Annotated in this window: 18 protein-coding genes and 1 pseudogene; 10 read left to right on the top strand and 9 right to left on the bottom strand. The window is 62.6% G+C overall.

Annotation, left to right across the window (positions count from 1 at the left end):
* Positions 1-54 precede the first annotated feature (54 nt).
* Both AC3WMU_RS07860 and AC3WMU_RS07855 read right to left on the bottom strand, forming a co-directional pair.
* The gene (locus tag AC3WMU_RS07860; protein WP_492282142.1) at positions 55-1,323 is read right to left on the bottom strand and encodes an alpha/beta fold hydrolase; all 1,269 of its coding nucleotides are present in this window, start codon (positions 1,321-1,323) and stop codon (positions 55-57) included.
* Positions 1,316-1,657: a carboxymuconolactone decarboxylase family protein gene (locus AC3WMU_RS07855; RefSeq protein WP_492282141.1), complete on the bottom strand. Its 342-nt coding sequence runs from the start codon at positions 1,655-1,657 to the stop codon at positions 1,316-1,318. Before AC3WMU_RS07855 ends, AC3WMU_RS07860 begins: the two co-directional genes overlap by 8 nt.
* Positions 1,658-1,851: 194 nt before the next feature.
* Here AC3WMU_RS07855 and AC3WMU_RS07850 point away from each other — a divergent pair, with 194 nt between their 5' ends.
* The 4 genes from AC3WMU_RS07850 (at position 1,852) to AC3WMU_RS07835 (ending at position 5,737) form a co-directional block, all read left to right on the top strand.
* Positions 1,852-3,189, top strand: coding sequence for an LLM class flavin-dependent oxidoreductase (locus tag AC3WMU_RS07850; protein ID WP_492282140.1), 1,338 nt, complete (start codon positions 1,852-1,854; stop codon positions 3,187-3,189).
* Positions 3,186-3,959 (top strand): ABC transporter permease, encoded by a 774-nt coding sequence (locus AC3WMU_RS07845; protein ID WP_280027547.1) that lies wholly within the window; start codon positions 3,186-3,188, stop codon positions 3,957-3,959. The genes AC3WMU_RS07850 and AC3WMU_RS07845 overlap by 4 nt, the downstream gene beginning before the upstream one ends.
* Positions 3,959-4,693 (top strand): ABC transporter ATP-binding protein, encoded by a 735-nt coding sequence (locus AC3WMU_RS07840; RefSeq protein WP_492282139.1) that lies wholly within the window; start codon positions 3,959-3,961, stop codon positions 4,691-4,693. The genes AC3WMU_RS07845 and AC3WMU_RS07840 overlap by 1 nt, the downstream gene beginning before the upstream one ends.
* 69 nt (positions 4,694-4,762) lie before the next feature.
* Positions 4,763-5,737 carry an ABC transporter substrate-binding protein gene (locus tag AC3WMU_RS07835; RefSeq protein ID WP_492282138.1) on the top strand — a complete coding sequence of 325 codons (975 nt, stop codon included), beginning with the start codon at positions 4,763-4,765 and terminating at the stop codon, positions 5,735-5,737.
* Positions 5,738-5,837: 100 nt separating this feature from the next.
* Here the strand turns inward: AC3WMU_RS07835 and AC3WMU_RS07830 are convergent, their stop codons facing one another.
* Positions 5,838-6,614, bottom strand: coding sequence for an IclR family transcriptional regulator (locus AC3WMU_RS07830; RefSeq protein ID WP_492282137.1), 777 nt, complete (start codon positions 6,612-6,614; stop codon positions 5,838-5,840).
* Positions 6,615-6,851: 237 nt separating this feature from the next.
* Between AC3WMU_RS07830 and AC3WMU_RS07825 the strand changes: the two genes are divergently transcribed.
* The 4 genes from AC3WMU_RS07825 to AC3WMU_RS07810 are packed head-to-tail and all read left to right on the top strand — an operon-like array spanning position 6,852 to position 10,919.
* Positions 6,852-7,694, top strand: coding sequence for an alpha/beta fold hydrolase (locus AC3WMU_RS07825; protein WP_454676835.1), 843 nt, complete (start codon positions 6,852-6,854; stop codon positions 7,692-7,694).
* Between the two features lie 6 nt (positions 7,695-7,700).
* Positions 7,701-9,047 carry a metal-dependent hydrolase family protein gene (locus tag AC3WMU_RS07820; protein WP_492282136.1) on the top strand — a complete coding sequence of 449 codons (1,347 nt, stop codon included), beginning with the start codon at positions 7,701-7,703 and terminating at the stop codon, positions 9,045-9,047.
* Positions 9,048-9,095: 48 nt separating this feature from the next.
* Positions 9,096-10,055, top strand: coding sequence for a Bug family tripartite tricarboxylate transporter substrate binding protein (locus tag AC3WMU_RS07815; protein ID WP_424625898.1), 960 nt, complete (start codon positions 9,096-9,098; stop codon positions 10,053-10,055).
* Positions 10,056-10,076: 21 nt separating this feature from the next.
* Positions 10,077-10,919 (top strand): fumarylacetoacetate hydrolase family protein, encoded by an 843-nt coding sequence (locus AC3WMU_RS07810; protein ID WP_035212550.1) that lies wholly within the window; start codon positions 10,077-10,079, stop codon positions 10,917-10,919.
* Between the two features lie 121 nt (positions 10,920-11,040).
* Here AC3WMU_RS07810 and AC3WMU_RS07805 read toward each other — a convergent pair.
* The 4 genes and pseudogenes from AC3WMU_RS07805 to AC3WMU_RS07790 form a co-directional block, all read right to left on the bottom strand.
* A pseudogene (locus tag AC3WMU_RS07805) lies at positions 11,041-11,241 on the bottom strand (aldehyde dehydrogenase family protein); the annotation flags it as partial.
* A gap of 28 nt (positions 11,242-11,269) precedes the next feature.
* On the bottom strand, positions 11,270-11,755 hold the full coding sequence (locus AC3WMU_RS07800) for a DUF6644 family protein (protein WP_006223168.1): 486 nt from the start codon (positions 11,753-11,755) through the stop codon (positions 11,270-11,272).
* A gap of 18 nt (positions 11,756-11,773) precedes the next feature.
* On the bottom strand, positions 11,774-12,160 hold the full coding sequence (locus AC3WMU_RS07795; protein WP_006223167.1) for a DUF6152 family protein: 387 nt from the start codon (positions 12,158-12,160) through the stop codon (positions 11,774-11,776).
* A 205-nt stretch (positions 12,161-12,365) separates the two neighbouring features.
* Complete coding sequence (locus AC3WMU_RS07790; RefSeq protein WP_492282135.1) at positions 12,366-15,119, bottom strand: autotransporter family protein; 2,754 nt, start codon at positions 15,117-15,119, stop codon at positions 12,366-12,368.
* 286 nt (positions 15,120-15,405) lie between these two features.
* Between AC3WMU_RS07790 and AC3WMU_RS07785 the strand changes: the two genes are divergently transcribed.
* Entirely contained in the window at positions 15,406-16,965 is a 1,560-nt protein-coding gene (locus tag AC3WMU_RS07785; RefSeq protein ID WP_492282361.1) for a sensor domain-containing diguanylate cyclase, read from the top strand.
* Between the two features lie 64 nt (positions 16,966-17,029).
* On the opposite strand, the gene AC3WMU_RS07780 is transcribed toward AC3WMU_RS07785, so the two are convergent.
* On the bottom strand, positions 17,030-17,386 hold the full coding sequence (locus AC3WMU_RS07780) for a hypothetical protein (RefSeq protein WP_234704752.1): 357 nt from the start codon (positions 17,384-17,386) through the stop codon (positions 17,030-17,032).
* 241 nt (positions 17,387-17,627) lie between these two features.
* Positions 17,628-18,554, bottom strand: a complete 927-nt coding sequence (locus AC3WMU_RS07775) for an alpha/beta hydrolase (protein ID WP_492282134.1) — start codon at positions 18,552-18,554, stop codon at positions 17,628-17,630.
* 261 nt (positions 18,555-18,815) lie between these two features.
* On the opposite strand from AC3WMU_RS07775, the gene AC3WMU_RS07770 reads away from it, so the two are divergent.
* Positions 18,816-19,199 carry a c-type cytochrome gene (locus AC3WMU_RS07770; RefSeq protein ID WP_035212647.1) on the top strand — a complete coding sequence of 128 codons (384 nt, stop codon included), beginning with the start codon at positions 18,816-18,818 and terminating at the stop codon, positions 19,197-19,199.
* Positions 19,200-19,211: the final 12 nt, after the last annotated feature.

Genomic DNA, 19,211 nt, shown 5'->3' with positions numbered 1-19,211 from the left:
GGGCACCGCCACTGCGGCTTTGAACGGCTTGGGGATATTCTCGATCGAGACCCGTCAAAGCATTCTGCTGAAGTGTCGTACCCCCTTGCGCAGCAGCATCATCAGGGACTCGCGCTCTTGCTCGGTGTAGGCATCCAGCAGTTGTTCCACCGAGGCTTGCGAGAGCGCGGCGGCTTCTTCCAGATGCCGCCGTCCGGCCACGGTCAGCTTGACGTCGTATTTGCGCTGATCGATTTTGCTGCGGCGCTTTTCAATCAAGCGCCGTTCCGCCAGGATCTTGACCACCAGGGCCGTGGTGGTGCGATCCAGGTCAGCCAGCCGGCCGATACCGGCGATGTCCAGCACCTCGCAACGATCAAGCAGGAAAAGCACGCTGTATTGGTTGGGGGTCAGGTCGAGGCTGCGACATGCGCTGCCGAACATCTCATTGCATACCTGGTGCAGGCGCCGGATCAGGAATCCGGGCCGGTCATACAGCGCCGCGAAACGCGGGTCGGTCAGGTCGGGTTTGCGCGCGCCGTCTTGCGGGGTGTCGATGAAGGCCAGCAAAGCATTGGCATAGGCGGCGGGGTCGCCATCAATGCCGTTGTGCGCCTGGCCTGTCAGTACCTCGGTCTGCACATCGGGCAGCGCGTCGGCCAATTGGCGCGTCGCTTGGGCAAAGCGTGGCAGGCTGAGTTCGCCCACGAACAGCTGGACGGGAATGTTCAAGCGGCTGAGCGCCGGCCAAGGAGCGCGGTAGTGTTGCACCGCTGCGATTTCGCGCACCACCGTGTGGGCGATCTGCACGCGTTGCGTCCAGTTGGCTTGGGCACGCAGACCGTCGATGGCGACTTCGGGCAGCTTCAGCACCTGCCGATAGAACAGCAGCAGGGCGTCTTCGAGGCGTCCAGCGGCCAAGGCGTCTCGGGCCTGGGCAATCGCGGTTATGTCTTCGTCCGAGGCAGCGTCGCGCAGCGGGGGTTCGTACAGCGACAACGCCTGCACCCGGGGTTCGCGCAGGGCGGCCTCGAGTGCGCAGATGGCGCCATAGGAATGGCCCACCAGGACCAGCCGTTCGCCGGGCAGGGCGGCGATGACCGCCTGCACGTCCTGCACTTCCTGATCAATCGCATATTGCGGGCCGTCGCCGCTGCCGGCACGGCCACGGCGGTTCAGCGCATACACCCGGTGCCGTGCCGACAGTGCGGCCAACACGGGCCGCCAACGTGCGGCCGTGGCCGTGGACCCGTGCACCAGCAGCAGCGCAGGGCCGGCGTCGCCATGGACTTCGACGTGCAGCGCAGTGCCGTCCGCGGATACCACCGTCAGCGCGTCAGCCATGCTGCTGGCCCTGGACGGCCTGCGCAGCTTCCTGAATCCACTTCAGGCCATTGACGGTCTGGATCAGCGTGGTGGTGGCGCCCAGCGTCAGCAGCACGGCGTGGCGCAAGGCGTCTTCCGTCACGCCCAGGCCCAGTGCGCGTTCGGTGTGTGCGCGCACGGCGATTTCGTTGCCAGCGGTGGCGAAGGCGGCGATCAGAACAAGCTCACGCGTGGCTTCGTCGATGGGGCCAGCGTCGCGCACGGCGACGCGCAACGCCTGGAAGCCATCGGCCGCATTGGCGTCGATCGAGCGCAGGATGTCGGAGGGCAGGGGCGTAACGAGTGCGGTCATGAGGACGCCTTTTCAAATAGGAATACGTGGTTGCATTGTTTGGATGAGGCGTCATTCTGAAGCACAAAGGGCTTGAAAGAACATGGCTTTTTTGGCGTTTGCTAATTGCTCGAATCAATTTAAAGAATGCGCATAGGTATACGTATCATGCCCAGACCTCAAGACTCGTACCGCTATCAAGCACGGCGTTTTCCATGTCCAGACAACTCAAGCTCGGCGCCCTCATCAACGCCACCGGATTCCATATTGCGGCGTGGCTGCATCCGAACGCACCGCTGGCCGACGCCACGGATATCGACTATTACGCGCGATTGGCGCGCAGCGCCGAGCGCGGCTTGTTCGACTTTCTTTTCCTGGCCGACAGCTCTGCCATCATGTACGGGCAAGACCGCGAGGCCATGAGCCGCATTGCATTGGTCAGCCACCTGGAACCGGTCACGTTGCTGTCCGCGTTGGCGGCGCTTACCCGAAACGTCGGCCTGGTTGCCAGCGCCACGACCACATACAACGAACCCTTTCATCTGGCGCGCAAGTTCGCGTCGCTGGACCACCTGAGCAAGGGCCGCGCGGGGTGGAACATCATCACCTCGGCCAATCAGGCCGAAGCCGGCAACTTCAGCCGCGACGAGCATGTGGCGCATGCGCAGCGGTATGCCCGGGCGCATGAGGCCGTCGAAATTGTCGAAGGCCTGTGGGACAGCTGGGACGACGACGCCTTCTTGTATGACCGCGACAGCGGGGTGTACTTCGATCCGACCCGGCTGCATACGCTGGGCCACGAGGGCGAACTCTTTCGCGTCAGCGGCCCGCTGAATGTGCCGCGCCCGCCTCAAGGCTATCCGGTGCGCCTGCAAGCCGGGTCATCCGACACCGGGCAGCGGCTGGGCGCGCGCCATGCCGACGTCATCTTCACCGCGCAGCGCAGCCTGGGTGCGGCGCAGGCGTTCTATCGCGGCATCAAGGATGCCGTGGCCGGCCAGGGGCGCGACCCGGACCATGTGAAGGTCTTGCCCGGCATCGTCCCTTTCGTCGGCGCCACGCAAGAAGCGGCGCAAGCCAAGTTCGACCTGCTGCAGGATCGCATCCATCCGTCCGTGGGGCTGGCCCTGTTGCGTGAATTGCTGGGTGGCCTGGATTTGTCCGGTTATCCGCTGGATGGTCCCGTGCCTGACCTGGGCAACTCCAATGCCGGGCAGAGCCGGCAGGCGCTGCTGCTGCAAACGGCGCGCGAGGGCAATTTGACCATCCGCCAGCTGTACCTGAAGGCAGCCGGCGCGCGCGGCCACCACACATTGATCGGCACGCCGCAAACGATCGTGGACGAGATGGAGCAATGGTTCAAGAACGAGGGGGCGGATGGCTTCAACATCATCCCGCCGTACCTGCCCGACGCGCTGGACGATTTCGTGGAACTGGTGGTGCCTGAATTGCAGCGCCGCGGCCTGTATCGCACGGCCTACGAGGGCAAGACGTTCCGCGAAAACCTGGGAGTGCCGCATCCGCGTTCCCGCCACGCGGCGGGACGCGCATGAGCCGGGCATTTGCATCGTCGCGCTGGCGCAAGGCGGCAACCCCCTTGTTGCTGGTACTGGTCTGGCAGGGCCTGGCCTGGGCCGGGTTGATATCGCCCGAGGTCTTGCCGTCGCCGCTGGCGATTGCGCACACGTTCTGGAGGCTGACGGCCAGCGGCGAACTGCCGCATCATCTGGTGGTCTCGCTGGCGCGTGCCGCGTCGGGCCTCCTGATTGGTATCGCGGTTGGCGGCTCGCTGGCGCTGATGGCCGGGCTTAGCACCCAGGGTGAGGACATCGTCGACGCCACGGTGCAGATGCTGCGTACCTTGCCGCACCTGGCCATCGTGCCGCTGTTCATCCTGTGGTTCGGCATTGGTGAAACGCCCAAGATCGCGCTGGTTGCGCTGGGCGTCACGTTCGCCATCTACATCAATTTGTTTTCGGGCATCCGGCACGTCGACGCCAAGATCGTGGAAGCGGCCCGGACACTGGGCGCGACACGGCGCGAGATGATCCGCCACATCATCCTGCCCGGCGCGCTGCCGTCGGCCCTGGTCGGCCTGCGCCTGGCGGTGGGCACGGCTTGGCTGAGCCTGGTCGTGGGCGAGCAGATCAACGCCACCAGCGGTATCGGATACCTGATCATGGATGCCCGCGAATTCATGCAAACCGACGTCATCTTCGTCGGCCTCATCGTTTATGCGCTTTTGGGCCTGAGCACCGATATGTTGATCCGCTATCTGGACCGGCGCGTTTTCGCCTGGCGTCCGTCGTTTGTGAGGCACTGATGGCAGACGCACGCGACAAGCCGGGCGCTCGTCCGGTGCGCATCACACAGTTGAGCAAGTCATTCGGCGGCAAACCGGTGTTGGACGCGCTAGACCTTGAGATTCCGGCCGGCCAGTTCGTTGCCCTGCTGGGTCATAGCGGCTCGGGCAAGTCCACCTTGCTGCGCATCCTGGCCGGGCTGGACAGCGCCGATAGTGGCCGGGCCGAGGTGCCCGACGTACGCACGGTGGTGTTCCAGGAACCCCGCCTGATCCCCTGGATGCGTGCTCGTGACAACGTCACTTTCGCCCTGCGCGCGGCGGATTCGGGTGCGCTGGCCGAGCGTGCGCTGCAGGAGGTCGGGTTGGCCCATCGCCTGGACGCCTGGCCATTGACGCTGTCTGGCGGCGAGGCGCAACGCGTGGCCCTGGCGCGCGCGCTGGTGCGATCGCCCCAGTTGCTGTTGTTGGATGAGCCGTTCGCCGCGCTGGATGCCCTGACCCGCGCCCGCATGCATGTGCTGGTGCAAAAGCTGTTCGAAGACCACCGTCCCGCCGTGTTGCTCGTCACGCACGATGTGGACGAGGCCGTGATGCTGGCCGATCGCGTCTTGGTGCTGCAGGACGGTGCCATCGTGCAGGACCACACGGTTTCGACGCCGCGCCCGCGCCAGCGCGACGATGCGCGCATGTTGCCGCTCAAGCAGCAGTTGCTGGCGGCATTGGGCGTTCCCACACTCTCTGCCGCGGCCTAGGTCCGCGCGAGGATTTCTTTAGTGTTAACCGGCCCTGGCTGCCTTTCTGTCATGATGAATCGACGTAATTTGTTCAAGACTTCCGCTGCGCTGGCGTTGGGCGCGATCGCCCCGCGGGCGTTCGCTCAACCTCGGCCCGCCGTCAAATACGCCAAGCTGCGCTTCGGCGTGCCCAGCGCGCTGGCCGCGGACCTCCGCATGAAGCTGGCCGGCCAGTTGCAGGACCTGCCTTTCGAGATCGAATGGTCGCGTTTTCCCACGTCGCCGGCCGCGCTGGAGGCCCTGGCCTCAGGCGCGATCGACATGACGGCGGGCGGCGATGGCAACGTCATCGCCCTGGCTACGCGTCCGCGCAAAGCCGTGGCCTGCAGCGCCTACGCCAATATCCTGTTCCATGAAATCGTGGTGCCGAAGGGATCGGATATCCAGAACGTCGCGGGCCTGAAGGGCAAGCGGGTATCACTGGTGAAGGGCGCGGGCTTTGAATACAAGCTGCGCTACATGCTGGAAGAAAGCGGCCTGAAATGGGAAGACATCAAGCCCGTCTACCTGTCGCCGCCGGATGGCATGTCCGCCTTTATCAACGGATCGGTAGACGCGTGGGCAATCTGGGATCCTAGCGCCGCCGTCGCCGAAATCCGCCACGGCGGGCGCCAATTGGCGGTGCCCGCGCGCCCGGCCTACAACTTCCACTATGCCAATCGGGACAGCCTGGATGATCCGGCACGCGAGGCCTCCATCCTGGAATTCATCAAGCGCGATCTGCGCTCGCATGCCTGGGTCAAGGCGCATCCGGATCAATGGGCCGCGGCGCAGGTCGGCGCAGGGCTGGACGCCGAAGTCTCCCGACTGGTCGCGCGCCGTACGCCCGGCGGCGGCGAGCCCTCGTTGATCGCGGGGCCCGTCTTCGAAGAGCTGCAATGCATCGCCGACGTATTTGCCGAGTCGGGCTATATCCCGAAAAAGGTCGACGTGAAGACGGCATTTGACGCGCGCTTCAATACGCCATTGCAGGCCTTCGCAGCAACGTTGCAACGCGGGTGAAGCGGCCACCACGGCGCGGCATTTGGAAGAGGCGCAGTGCCGGTAAAAGGGGCTTGGTCCGTGTGTGTGCAGCAGCAGGCCAGCAATGCGCCGCGTAGCGTCAGTTCCTGCGCAGGATGGCGGGGCGAAGACGTTCCGCAAGCATCTTCAATGCTTCCCCCGCTTTGGCACGTAGGGCAGGGGTACTCAGGGCGTCCGCCGGCGACGTGCAATTAAGCACGTAGTCGGTTTGAACCGTTTCGGAAACGAGCGGCACGGCCACGGTGGTCAGGCCGGGGAAAAACACACCGACGTTCTCGACATAGCCTACGGCTGGGTACTGTTCAAGCGCTGCCTGCATGGGATCACTGAATCGTTGGTAGGCCTCAGGATCCGCGCTTTTGCATTGAGCCAGGATGGCCTGCCTTTCGGCGGGTTTGCGTCCGGCCAGATAGCCCCATCCCGTGCCCGTCCGAATGATGGGAACCTCTGATCCAACCCGCAAATTGATGTGCAGCACGGTGCCCTTGGCTTCACATCGTTCCACATACAACATCGAGACACCTTCACGCGTGGACAAGCTTGCGGCACCATTGAAGCGGGCGGCAATTTCGCTAAGGAAGGGTCGTGCCAGTTCCGCGATTTCCAGGGAGTCCAGCGCGGCATAGCCCAGCGTCAGGATCGACAGGCCAGGCCGGAACCGCGTGCCACCGTCGGTCGTGACGAGATAACCGGCATGCTCGAGCGTCTTGCAAAGACGCCATACGGTGGGTTGTGGCAAGCCGGTGATACGTGCGATTTCGCTGCTGCCCAGGATTTCCCTTCCGTGGTCGAAGCATCGCAACACCGACAACCCGCGCAATAAACCAACCACAAGCGGTTGAGAGTTTGTAGTCATGGTGAAATCCCTTATATCGCCGCCGTATTCGGATCAGTAGTATTTTATGAATTGATAATTCATTTAGTGAATTATTCTACTTCAGGATACCTATTTGTCAAAGTCCGGCTTCACTGTCGGCCCCAACCGCCGGCTCCTCCGGCGGGATAGGTCGAGCCAGATTTGTGCCCGCTCTTGCGTTCTATTTGTGAATAGTCAATTCATTCAGTGAATTAAATATCAAGGAGACAACTTGCCATGATCAGTTATCCCATCAATGCCGGCACCACCCGCACACGGGTACTCGAATCCGGGACTTCCGGTCCAGTCGTGTTGTTTGTCCATGGAACCGGGGGACGCGCCGACCGCTGGGTCCGTAACCTGGATGCCCTGGCCCAAGCCGGCTATCACGCATTCGCCGTCGACCTGCCCGGCCATGGCTTTGCGGCGAAGGGGCAGGGCGTCGCCTGTTCCGTTCCCGCCTATGCAGCGTTCTTGCATGACGTGCTGCAGGCTATCGACGTGCAGCGTGCGGTCATTGTCGGCACGTCGCTCGGGGGGCATGCGGTGTCGGCGTTCGCCTGTGCGCATCCGGACAAGGTCGATGGGATCGTGCTGGTGGGGAGCATGGGACTCGTGCCCATCGGCGACGAAGCCCGCGGGCGGATCCGGGCGGGGGCCAATAACCAGACCCGCGACGGGATCGCCACCAAAATGCAGCGCGTCATCTTCGACTCGGTGCTGGTCACGCCTGCCATGCTGGAAGAGGAGTTCCGGGTCAACAACTCGCCGGGCGCAGCCGAATCCTTTGCCACGCTGGGGGATTACATCGCGCAAGACCTGGACCAGGACGTGGTGGGCGCAAAGCTCAATGCGCACGACTGGCCCGTGTTACTGATCTGGGGAGAAGAGGACAAGGTGGTGCCTCCTGCCATCGGTATCGCCGCGCGCGATTTGCTGCCGCGCAGCCGACTGGCGCTGCTGGCCCGCGCGGCGCATACGGCCTACTACGAGCGGCCCGATGACTTCAACGCGATCCTGATCGGGTTCCTTGAAGGCAAGACGGGGCAATACCAATCCGCTGGCGTCACGTGGAGGTAAGCACTCATGCCGCACTACATCACCAACGGAACGCTGATCGACGGTACGGGGGCGGTCCCGACGCCCTTGGCCTGGCTTGAAATCGACAACAACCGAATTACGCGCATCGTGGCCCGGTCGCGGGACGAAGAGCCGCTTCCAGCGGGCGCGGCGGACATCGTTGATGCTTCAGGCCTGACCGTCATGCCCGGCCTCATCGATGCACATTGCCATATCAGCTACGGCGTCGCCCGCGCGATCGAGGAACAGGACTTGTACGGCTCTGCGGAATACCGCGCCATCCGCGGGGTCTATCACGCGCGCTCGGTCCTGCAGGCGGGCGTTACCTCGTTCAGCGATCCAGGTGGCAGCTGGTATGTGGCCGTCGCCGTGCGGGACGCCATCAAGGCGGGCTTGTTTCCCGGGCCCCGAATTTCCGCGGCGGGGCGCTATCTGAGCAACAACGTGGCCCTGACCGACTACTTTCCGTCGTGGATCGGCGCGCCGGACTCCGGCGTCGGCGTCATGGCGCGAACCCGGGAAGAGATGGTCAACGTGGTGCGGGAACAGGTCAAGAACGGCGTCGACTTCATCAAAGTGGCAGCCAGCGGAGAGAACCCCATCCTCACGCCCGCCGGTGGCAGTATCGCGTCGGTGCCGTCGTTCCGCGCGGAAGAGTTGCGCGTGATCGTGGAAGAAGCCCACCGCCTTGGGCGGCGGGTCACGGCTCACGCCCGCAGCGGACAGTCAGTGGTTGACTGCATCGAGGCCGGCATGGACTGGATCATGCATGCCGACTGCATGAATCGGCAAGAAGCCGACAAGCTGGCCGCCAGCGGCATACCCTGCTGCCCCGCGCTGACATTCATGGCAAACATCGCCGACTGGGGGCACTTGGCCGGTTGCACGCAAGCGCGCATCGACCGCTTCAAAGCCTACGTCGACAACGCCCAGAAAATCCTTTCATATGCTCACGAACAGGGCGTGACGATGATGTGCGGCACAGACACGGGCTTTGCCGTCACGCCATACGGCGAGTGGCACGCACGCGAACCGGAGCTATTCGTCACGATGCTGGGCATGTCCAATCTGCAGGCGATCACGTGCGCCACCCGCAACGCCGCCATCGCCGTCGACCCGGAGAACGTCGGCACCCTGGAAGCGGGAAAGCTCGCCGACATCTTGCTGATCGACGGAGATCCCTGCGCCGATATCAAGGTTTTGCAGGACAAATCCCGCATCCGCGCGGTGTACCTGGGCGGCGCACCGGTGGACCTGACGCCCGCGAAGGAAAGCATCCGGTGGCCCTGGGAAAGGAGCTTGGCCATCTCGCAGACGGAGTTGTACCGGCAGACTGTGCAACAGGCTGCCTAGCCCCTGAAAAACAATGCACAAAGAACAGCAGGCCTAGGAGACAAGGGAATGACGACCACACTGAAACGGATCGCGGGCGCGGTGCTGTGCGCCTGTACGCTGGCTTTTGCCCATGCGGCCGAGCCCCCCCTGACGATCATCGTGCCGTACGCGCCAGGCGGGATGGGAGACACGGTGGCCCGGCTGACCGCCCAGGCGATGACCAAAGAAGGCGGGCGCACGGTCATCGTCGAAAACCGCCCCGGCGCCAATGGCATGATCGGGCTGCAGGCAATCTCTCGCGCCAGCCCGGACGGGGCCACGATAGGGCTGGTGCCGGCCAGCGTCCTCACGGTCAATCCGTCAATCTACAAGGACATGAAAGTCGACACGGCCAAGGATATTTCTCCCTTGACGCTGGCCCTGTCTCTGCCGAACGTCCTGGTCGTCAATCCGTCGGTGCCGGCACGGAACCTGCCGGATTTCCTGGCCTACCTGAAAGCCAACCAGGCGAAGATTTCTTATGGGTCCATGGGCACGGGCTCCAGCGGGCACTTGAACGGCGAGCTGCTGCAGCGCGACACGGGGCTGGAACTCACTCATGTTCCCTATAAGGGCAGCGCGCCTGCGATGCAGGATTTGATCGCCGGGCAGATCCAGATGGCGTTCGAAAACCTGCCGGTGGCGCTGCCTTACATACAGGCGGGCAAGCTGCGGGCGATCGGCGTCACCAGCACGAGCCGCTCGCCGGCGCTTCCCGATATCCCGCCGCTTGCCGACACGCTGCCAGGCTTTGAGGACAACATCTGGTTCGCCTTCGTCGGCCCCAAGGGCCTGCCGGCCGCCGCAACCGAGAAACTCCACGATCAATTGGTCAAGGCTGTAGCGTCGCCCGAAGTCTCGTCGGTGGTGAAGGAGCGCGGCGCAGTGGTCGTAAGCAGCTCTCCGGCCGAACTGCGCGACCTCATCGTCGCGGAGCGGGACAAATGGGCGTCGCTCGTGAAAGAACGCAACGTGAAGATTGATTGACACACCAAGAGGAAGGACGACATGAAGCTAGTCAGCTACGAGAATGCATCAGGAACAAGCTGGGGAATCCTGAAGGGAGACCACGTCTTGGACGGCGTGGCGCTCACCAAGGGAACGTTTCCCACGTTGAAGGCGGTACTGAAGGCCGATGCACTGAACGAGATTGCGCGCCAGGCCGCTGAGCGGGCAGGGCATCTGAAGCTCACTGAGCTTAACTTGCTGCCGGTCATCCCCGACCCCGGGAAAATCATCTGTGTCGGCCTGAACTATGAAGAGCATCGCATCGAGTCAAAGCGTGAACCGACCAGCGAGCCTACGCTGTTCCTGCGTACCGCCACCTCCCAGGCAGGCCATGGGCAAGCGCTGATTTGTCCGTCGGAATCGATCGAATTCGATTACGAAGGCGAGATCGCGATTGTCATCGGCAAAGGAGGGCGCCGCATCGCGCAAGACGACGCGTGGAATCATATCGCCGGCTACGCGCCCTACAACGACGGCTCCATTCGGGACTGGCAGCGTCACACCAGTCAGTTCACCGCCGGCAAGAATTTCGATAAGACGGGCGGGTTCGGTCCTTATCTGACGACGCGAGACGAAATTGCCGACGGGCAGGAATTGACGTTGATCACCCGGCTCAATGGTGAGGTCATGCAGCAGGCAACCACCGAGCAAATGATATTCGGCATTCCGCGCCTGCTTCGCTATATTTCGACGTTCACGACCCTGGAGCCCGGTGACGTCATCGTCACCGGCACCCCGGGCGGTGTCGGGGTCAAGCGGGACCCTCCGGTTTTCATGCGCCGTGGAGACCGAGTGGAAGTGGAAATTACCGGGGTCGCGACGCTCTCGAATCCCATTGAATAAGTCAGTCTGTTTGAATGCCAGGCAAGCGCCCCGAGGTTGGGGCGCTTGCCCCATCTGGGTTGGTCATGGACGAGAGCGTGCACGCATCACCCCCTGCATTGGGTCGCTGGCTTGAACCCCGTCACCCCAGGCCGCCTTGGCAGAGATACTTGATGTGCGTGTACTCCTGCAGGCCATGCCGGGAGCCTTCGCGGCCGTAACCGGATTCCTTTACCCCGCCAAACGGTGCGGCCTCTGCGGCCAATACCTCTTCTTCCGAGATGACAGTTGTCTGCGTTCGACCCAAAGCGGACTGGGCGTAGCAAGTGCGCCGCCAGCCCCTGACCCGGCCGATTCAAGCGAACAGCAGGCTACAGGAACCCGATCCATCTGCCCGCGACCAGGCAGCCAGTCCATAGCAGCAGCGAGACGGCGGCCTGGCAGCGCAGCGCGCTGGATGGGCGGCCTCCCTGTAAAACCTGCCCCCATGCTCCACCCCGGCGCACGAGCCAGGCGTTGATCGCGCCCGCGCCCAGCAGGCCCATCTTCACCACGAATGCCGGATTCTGCAGATATTCCTGCGGCCGCACGGTGAACAGCGTGGCGCCGGTCAGCACGGCCAGAGCAAGGCCGAGCGAGGCTGTCCGGGACAGCACGGGCGCCAGGAGCGCCAAGAGGGTGGGCTTGAGGACGCCGAGCAGGCGCAAGTCCAGCGGAACGATCGAACCGATCAACAAGCCGATGGCGCCGATATGAGCGGCGTTGACCAAAAGGTAGAGCGTTGCGGACCGTCGCAGCCACAGCGCCGGCGGCAGGGCCGTAAGCTGTTCCAGCGCCAACCGAAGCAGTTCGGGCATGGCTGAAGGCCGTGGGGCTCAGGGTTTCTTGATGCGGCTGGGATAGATGTCGTAGGTCTTGCCGCCCACCGTGACCTGGACGGCCTTCATGCGCTTGTTGCCGGCGTCCTGGTCGCGGTTGCCGATAGCGGTGACGGGGTCGCCCGGCTTGGCCGACCCCTCGACGAATCCGGCTTCCTTCGTCTGGGCGGGATTGCCGAGTTCGACCACCCAGACACCGTCGTTGGCTCGCACCCTCAACGTGGGATGAGGCGGCGCGAGCTGAACCTCCTCAACCGTGCCTTGCAAGGTCATCTGTTCGGATTCCGCCCACGACCACCCGTGATGCGCCATGGCCGCGGGGGCCACTGCCGACAGCGCGGATAGCGCCAGCCCTGCCAATAACGCGCGTTTGGATAGCTTCATGTCGATGCTCCTGGGGTGCGGTTAGGCTGTCGCCATGGCCCGGCGCTGCGGCGGGGCGGCCAGTGAGCCAAGCATAGCAGGGGTACAGCGGTTTTTGCCACGGCGGACACCGGCCGTGGGCAACTCACAGCCAGCATGCTTTGGCACGTACTTCATTGCAAATAGCGCCTCTGAGTAAAGGCGCTATCTGCCATCAGCTCCAGCTTTAAAACGTCATTCTGAAACCCGCCGTCGCCGTGACGATATAGCTGCCGGAGAAATCCACGTCGGCGTCGACCTGGCCGTAGATCGCATAACGCTCCGCCCAACCGTAGTTTGCTCCCGCGCCCACGCTGCCCCAGGTTCGCGCCATGCGACTGGCCGCCGGCACGTCGGCCACGCGCACTCGGGTTCCGTCCAGGAATTCATGTTTCACGTTGACGACGCCATAGACGCTGGATTCCCGATTCACGCCACCCGTTTGCCAATTGCTTTTGTAGTCCAGCGCGATACCGACGCGGGCCAGCAGGCTGTCCCCCTTGTCGCTTTCAACATGCGCGCCGAATTTGTCGTTGAAGCTGTTAAAGCGGGTGGATGCGTAGGTCAACTGCGCCTGCGGGATCAGCGCCAGTCGCTCGCTCAACTCGAACGCCTTGCCCGCTTCGATACCCAGCCCGTAGCTGTTAGCTCGGCTGCCGCCCTTCAACTTGCCAGCCAGCCGGGAATTCAGGTCGCTCTCGAACCAGGTTGCTTGGGCCTGGGTGTCGATATAGAGCCCATTCTTGCCGTACCAGGTCAGCGTCGGTGTCAGGCCATAGGCGGTAGTGTCGATCGTGCCGTTGCCATACGCCGAAAACACGTGCGTGTCGGCCTTGCCGTACTGAAAGGCTATGCCGCCCACTAAGCGGGACCCTTGTTCTTGACCCGCCAGGATACGGTCAACACCAAACTGCGCCTTCCAGCTGTCGACGTCCTGGCGTGCGCCCGTTGTGGACATGGAAGGTTCGAGTCTGCTTGTCGTGCCCTCCATCCGGCTCCATACGCCGTTGCGACCGACATCCGCCGAATCATAGAGGCGATTGCCTACCCGCTGGCGCAAGGTGGGTAGCCGGCTCAAGTTTAGGAGCGTGTTGGCGTAGGCTTCATAGACCGGCACACCTGGCTGATACAGCAAGGGCGGTTCGACGCCCGGAGATACGCCACCGGTCGGAGGTGTGCCGGGGCCGATTGGGGGCGTGCCTGGATCGGTTGGCGGTGTGCCCGGATCGGTTAGGGACGATCGCAAATACCAGCCGCCGTCTGCCAAGTCCTGCTGCAGGACGTAGCCGTAAGCACCGGCCACCAGGGCAGGGCGCCCCTGAATGACGTAGTCGCCATTGGCCAGGTTGAACTGGCCTGCCGAGATACCGTTGACCTGCACGATCTGAATGCCTCGCTGGGTCTGCGCGCCCGCGCCTCCCATGTTCTTCACGCTGACCGGTGTCGTGCCCGCGGTGTCGCCCGTGACGACCAACTTATCGGTTGGCGAGTTATCGGCGCCAAGCTGGCTGCGGATCTCTAGCTTCCCGCCCTGCGCGGTGTAGTCCCCGGCGACCGTCAGGATGCCAAAGCCATTGCGCGGCCCTGGGGCGATGGTGCCCCGGTTGACCGTTGTGCCGACGCGTCCCGTTCCAGTCAGACGTGCTCCCGCCAGGACGTTCACCGGACCGCCGAGAACGCCATCGACCTGGAGCGTGCCAGCCTGAATAGCGGTAGTACCCGTAAAGGCGGCGCTGTTGCCCGACAATGTCAGCCTGCCGGCGCCCAGCTTGTTGAGGTTGGAGGTTCCCGAGAATGCGGTCGTCACGCCCACCTCGTAGTCGTTGGTATCGAACCAAGCACCTTCGCTTCCAATCGCCTGCGTCGAGAAGCCATTTAAGAAGTCAGCCTCGTCACGGTTGGCGCGCAGGACGCCCCCATCCAGGTTGAAGGTGGCGTTGCCGTCGCCCTTGATGACCGAGCCGGTCTCCAGCACGCCGCGGCCGCTGGCGTCGCCGATGAGGTTCAGCGTACCGGTGGCGGTGCTGGCGATGGTCAGCCACGTATCGCTAGCGGCGACCGCGAGCCCGCCCTTGTCGATAGTCAATGTTCCCGTGCCGGCCGAGCCGATTTCGATTCGGTCGCTCGCGGCAAGCGTCGAGATATCGGCCGTTGTGCTCGAAACGGTCACCGTGCCCACGCCGCCCGCGTGGTTGCCGATGTAAATTGTTGCGGCGGCGCCCGGCGCGGATGATCCGACGGTGCGCACGGTGGCGCCTTCCAGGACGCGCAGGTCGCCAAGCCCCTCGAAGCCTACGTAGATGTTGTTGAAGGGATCCCAGATTGTTGTTCGGCCCGACACGATAGCGCTGCCATCGCTGCCGGCGAGCCAGCCGATAATGCCCTGGCCGCTGTGCACGGCGCCGCCGTCGTCGATCCGCAGCGTGCCCCGGCCGCTTTCGCCGATCATGAATGCTCTGCCCGCCGAGAGATTCCACGTTGACCCCGGCCCGGAAACGAGAACGCTCCCGACGCTGCCGTTACTGCTGCCGATGGTGCCCGAGTCGCTTTGGGCCATGCCTGCATCCAGGATCGTCAGTGTGCCGCTGCTGCCAGCATCCCCCCCGACGAACACGGAGCCGAGGCTGGTCCATGTGGACGCTGTGCCACCGGTGCCGCGGCCCGACACCGTCAGCGCTCCCACGGCGCCATTCAGGTTTCCAATGTACGCCCCGTCATTGGTTACGGAACCGCCATCGGTGATGGTCAACGTCCCGGTGAGGGCATCGCCAACAATCAGGTCGCCTCCGACAGCCCAATCCGGCGTCTGGACCGGGCCGGGCAATACCTCGCCGGTACCGACGACTGATTGCGCGTACGCCGGGTGCGCGAAGTTGGCCGCGGATGCGGCCAGGACTATCCATTTTGACCATCCCGGCCGATTGCTATTCTTATTGGACACGACCGTTCCTCTGTCAGTAGATGCAAACCACTCGGTGAATACGGCACTTGGGGGGCACATCTTTATAAGTGTTTACCCTGTCCTCCCCATACGGGCCGCGTTGGGTGCGTATCGCCGCAATTTCACCGTCAAGGATTGTCAACAAAATAGCCGGGGAGAGTTTCTCGCTATATTGTGTTGCCGGGTATCGCGGCTAGTTGAAGGTTATTTAGGCCTGGAGGATATTGGGCGCCTGTTTCGTGAGGGGAACGACGTGTTGCTGCAGCAAGGCAGCGGTGAACAACAGATGCGGCCTACCGTACGCCGAGTCACACTGGCGTTGGCCGTCGCCTGGTTAATGCTGGTGGCTGGCCTGGGGTGGTGGGTTTCACAGAGGATCGTGACTGCGCAGCTGGCTAGACTGGCGGCCAGCGCCGAATACGAGTCTAAAACGACCGTGCGCGTGATGGACCGCTTGTTTACCGAGATGGTGAGCGTGGCCAATATGGTGGCGCGGCAGAGTCTGGTGATTGAACTCGCAATTCGTTATCGCATAGATCCGCCGGGCGCTGCCGAACTGACACGGCAAGAGCGCGCTGCGCAGTTTGCGCGCGACCCCTTGGTGCGCAGGGTGGGCGACGTCATGAACGCTCTGGCCAGTGATCTGCGTTATGCACGCATTTACATGAACAATATGTCGGACGATACGGTGACGGCCAGCAATTGGGCCGAGCCGGACAGTATTGTGGGCATGATCTACTCGGGCCGGCCCTACCTCATTGATGCGTTGCGCACCGGCAATGGCCATTCGTTCGGTATTGCTCGTCTGAATAAATCGCCATCCTATTTCGTGGCCAGTCGTATCGAAGACTCGAACGACGTGCCGTTGGGCTCAGTCACGGTTAAGTTTGACGCGCCAGAGGTGGCGCTTTATCTGACAGGGCGCCATGTTGCGCTGATCGTGAACCGCCAGGGGCGCGTGATCACGGCCTCCTCTGAGCCGTTCATGCTGCGCAACGTCGCGGCGCTTCTGCCGCCAGGCATGGTTCTTCCGCCGGACGGCGAAGAAGAGCCTGGCGAGCCCATGGATATGCGCGCGGCAGACGGGGCAGACAATGCCGACCAGTGGCTCATCGATGGCAGGCCCTATCTGCTGCGGCAACAGCCGTTGTCGGGTACCCAATATCAGTTGCTCACGTTGGCGAGTTTGGAGCAGCTTGCTCCCATGCGCAGACAGCATGTCTGGATGGCGGGGCTGGTTGCGGTGTTTGGCTTGATCGTGATCCTGCTATCTGGCCATGTAGCCCGCCAAATCGTGATGCGCCGACAGGATGAACGGTATGCGGCCAACTATGACGCGCTGACCGGCCTGCCGAATCGACGCGCAGTATTGGCCGAGTTGGAGCGGTTGTTCGCTCTGGCAAAGCGCACGCAGCAATGGGTGCTGGTGGCCTTTATCGATCTGGATGGATTCAAACCCATCAACGACACCTATGGGCATGAGGCCGGCGACAGATTTTTGATCGAGGTTGGCCGGCGGATGTCGGCCGCTCTGCGGGCGAGCGACATGCTGGGTCGATGGGGTGGCGATGAGTTCGTTGTGGTTGGACTCGTGACCCAGTCCGCGTCCGACGATCCGCAAAGGGTCGTCGACGAGATGCGCAGCCGGCTGGCGCTGCCCCTGATCGGTACCTATACCTCAGATGAGTGCAGTTTCGACTATCGAGGCGCGAGCTTTGGCATTGTCAGCGTGGATCCCGCTGTTAGTTCGCTACAAGCCGCGCTCAAGGAAGCTGACCGGCTTATGTATGCGGACAAACAGGCGCGGCGGGCGCAGCAAACAGCCCAAGGGTGGGCAGGGGTGTGAATCTATTTGCAGGCCCGACGTAACCAGGCTAATCCTTGCGCGTGTCGCGCAAGGACGCTTTTTCCTACATGGTGGGTTGCGGAATAGGGCTGTCTTTCGGCAGGGTGCCCGAAATGCGCGATGGGCAATCCGAAATCCCCCACTTGGTCACTACGCCTTTGTCGATCATGAACTTTTCGATGCATACGTGATACGCGGACATAGGGCCCCAGATTTCTTCGTATGAAACGATTTTTGCACCGTTTTCAAGCGTATAGCTCTTTTTTGGGGGACCCCACTTCGAGATCAGTTGTTCTTCCGAGCTGCCGACCCAAATTGAGTTGACGTCGTTGTAGGTTTTATTGCGCGTGCCCATCAGCATGTTCATCTGCCCAGAAGTGCATCCCACAAGCAGCGATGGCAAGACAACAAGCAGTGCCAATTTTCTCATTTTGACCGTTACCCCAAAGTTCTACTGTTGAGAGTTGAGCCCTTCAGCGCGGCATGCCCTGGAAAGACCATCTGCGCGCCGCCGTCATGCCCGGCGCGAGCGGGGCCGCAAAATGGCCGCGCTTGTATTGATTTTGGGCGTCAATGTATCAGAAACACTGCTGTCCGGTAGGAAACATTCATGCGGGAAGCCGGTCCCCAGCGCTGATGGCCGCGTGGGGACCGCATTGGTTTCAGCGGACAGGCAACAGATATTTCAGGCCCTGCGTGAATCCACGCGGGGCGACGCTGAGATGGTCTTCGTCGTTCAGGACCGCTGATTTCAGTTTCAAGCCCGGGTACTTGCGGCCCTGCAAGGCCGTTTCCAGCGCCCGGTTGTCGGCGACCATGTCCACCGTCTGGTTGTAGCGGCGATCCCCTTTGCGCAGGGCCTCAAAGGCGCCGACATACAGATAGACATTTGCCGCGAGGTCCTGATTCTGCTTGGCGTATTGCGCTTCGAGCGTGAAAGCATACCGCTTGTCATACCAGAGAGACGGGCTGCCCAGGATATAGCCGCTGAACAGGCCGGGCTCGGTGAAAAGGATCTGGGTTCCAAGCAGGGCGCCGTAAGAGTGCCCCAAAAAGATTGCGCGGGCAGTGTCGGCCCGATAGCGAGCCGCGATAAATGGTTTGACCTGATCGCGCAGATACGCTTGATAGGCGCGCGACTGGCCATGGACGGCGTTGGCGGGGGCCGAGCTTGGGCCATTGGGCGTCGGCGTGTAGTCACGTTGGCGGCTCGGCCCGCCATCTTCACCCTTGCCATAAGACAAGCCGACCAGGATGAATTCCTCTATCTTGGGCCCTTCGACGTTCAGGCGGCGTCCCAATTGCCGGATGATCGGAAAAGCGTAATCGGCGTCGGTCACATACAGCACCGGGTAGCGCCGCTGCGGCTGCTTTGCATAGGACGGCGGCAGGGCAACGAAGACCTGGTAGCCGCGCCCCGACACCGGATCGGGCACGTCCCAGACCTCGCTGTCCGCGACTTCGTATGGGCGCCCCTCGCCGGCTTGCACCTTTGGCGTCGATGGAGGCTGGGCGTGCGTCGGAGGACTAAAAACACCGACGCTGGCAATGAGGGCAAAGAACAGGGCACTTGAAAAATGTCGTTGCATGCGGAGTCTGCTCGCCGCCAGCAGGCAGTTTGTGCTGGCCGGCGGTGTCATGTTGATAGGGAGGCCATCGCGAAGTCAGCGCATAGGACGGCAATAGGCGGGGTATGCCTATTTTGTTCGTGTACGCTCCTGCCGTCTGCGATAATGCGGCCCGCGCGGCGGCCGATAATGAGCCACGGCTCGCCGGCCGTGCCAGGCACTCCGGAATGTACACCCCGGAGTTTGCTCTTGATAGTGCTCAGGTTTATACAACAAGGCCAAATGAAAGTACGCGCATTCTGCATTGCTTCGCTAGGGGCTGTGCTGCTGACTCAAGCATCAGTGTCCTTCGCGCAAAATGTCAATGGAAAGAATCTCTTTACCCAAAGATGCGCCATGTGCCATGGCGCGGATATCAAGGGGACCGGGCCGTTGGCCAAGAAAAGCAATCCTCCCACCCCTGATCTGACCACCGCCGCTTTCAAGAAGCGTCTCCATGATTATCCGGGCGTCATTGTTTCCTCGGTAATCCTTCGGCCCAATGGAGACCTGATTCCCCGCACCTTGCGGGAGAACGGCGTGAAGCTGGCGTCGCACACCTGGACGGTTCAGGATTTCCGTGATCTGAATCAGTACATGAGTGGGGTGATTGCCAAAAGCCGATGAGTTGCGCCTGCT

The sequence above is a fragment of the Achromobacter sp. FW305-C-13 genome (assembly GCF_058783475.1).
Note: the sequence above shows the minus strand (reverse complement) of the source record. Positions and strands in the feature narration are given on the sequence as shown.

Bases quoted from the DNA above. Each gene is read 5' to 3' on its own strand.
- AC3WMU_RS07810 (WP_035212550.1), top strand. From the start codon at position 10,077: ATGAAGCTAGTCAGCTACGAGAATGCATCAGGAACAAGCTGGGGAATC.
- AC3WMU_RS07800 (WP_006223168.1), bottom strand. From the start codon at position 11,755: ATGCCCGAACTGCTTCGGTTGGCGCTGGAACAGCTTACGGCCCTGCCG.
- AC3WMU_RS07855 (WP_492282141.1), bottom strand. From the start codon at position 1,657: ATGACCGCACTCGTTACGCCCCTGCCCTCCGACATCCTGCGCTCGATC.
- AC3WMU_RS07785 (WP_492282361.1), top strand. From the start codon at position 15,406: ATGCGGCCTACCGTACGCCGAGTCACACTGGCGTTGGCCGTCGCCTGG.
- AC3WMU_RS07820 (WP_492282136.1), top strand. From the start codon at position 7,701: ATGCCGCACTACATCACCAACGGAACGCTGATCGACGGTACGGGGGCG.
- AC3WMU_RS07795 (WP_006223167.1), bottom strand. From the start codon at position 12,160: ATGAAGCTATCCAAACGCGCGTTATTGGCAGGGCTGGCGCTATCCGCG.
- AC3WMU_RS07770 (WP_035212647.1), top strand. From the start codon at position 18,816: ATGAAAGTACGCGCATTCTGCATTGCTTCGCTAGGGGCTGTGCTGCTG.
- AC3WMU_RS07830 (WP_492282137.1), bottom strand. From the start codon at position 6,614: ATGACTACAAACTCTCAACCGCTTGTGGTTGGTTTATTGCGCGGGTTG.
- AC3WMU_RS07850 (WP_492282140.1), top strand. From the start codon at position 1,852: ATGTCCAGACAACTCAAGCTCGGCGCCCTCATCAACGCCACCGGATTC.
- AC3WMU_RS07845 (WP_280027547.1), top strand. From the start codon at position 3,186: ATGAGCCGGGCATTTGCATCGTCGCGCTGGCGCAAGGCGGCAACCCCC.
- AC3WMU_RS07775 (WP_492282134.1), bottom strand. From the start codon at position 18,554: ATGCAACGACATTTTTCAAGTGCCCTGTTCTTTGCCCTCATTGCCAGC.
- AC3WMU_RS07825 (WP_454676835.1), top strand. From the start codon at position 6,852: ATGATCAGTTATCCCATCAATGCCGGCACCACCCGCACACGGGTACTC.
- AC3WMU_RS07860 (WP_492282142.1), bottom strand. From the start codon at position 1,323: ATGGCTGACGCGCTGACGGTGGTATCCGCGGACGGCACTGCGCTGCAC.
- AC3WMU_RS07840 (WP_492282139.1), top strand. From the start codon at position 3,959: ATGGCAGACGCACGCGACAAGCCGGGCGCTCGTCCGGTGCGCATCACA.
- AC3WMU_RS07815 (WP_424625898.1), top strand. From the start codon at position 9,096: ATGACGACCACACTGAAACGGATCGCGGGCGCGGTGCTGTGCGCCTGT.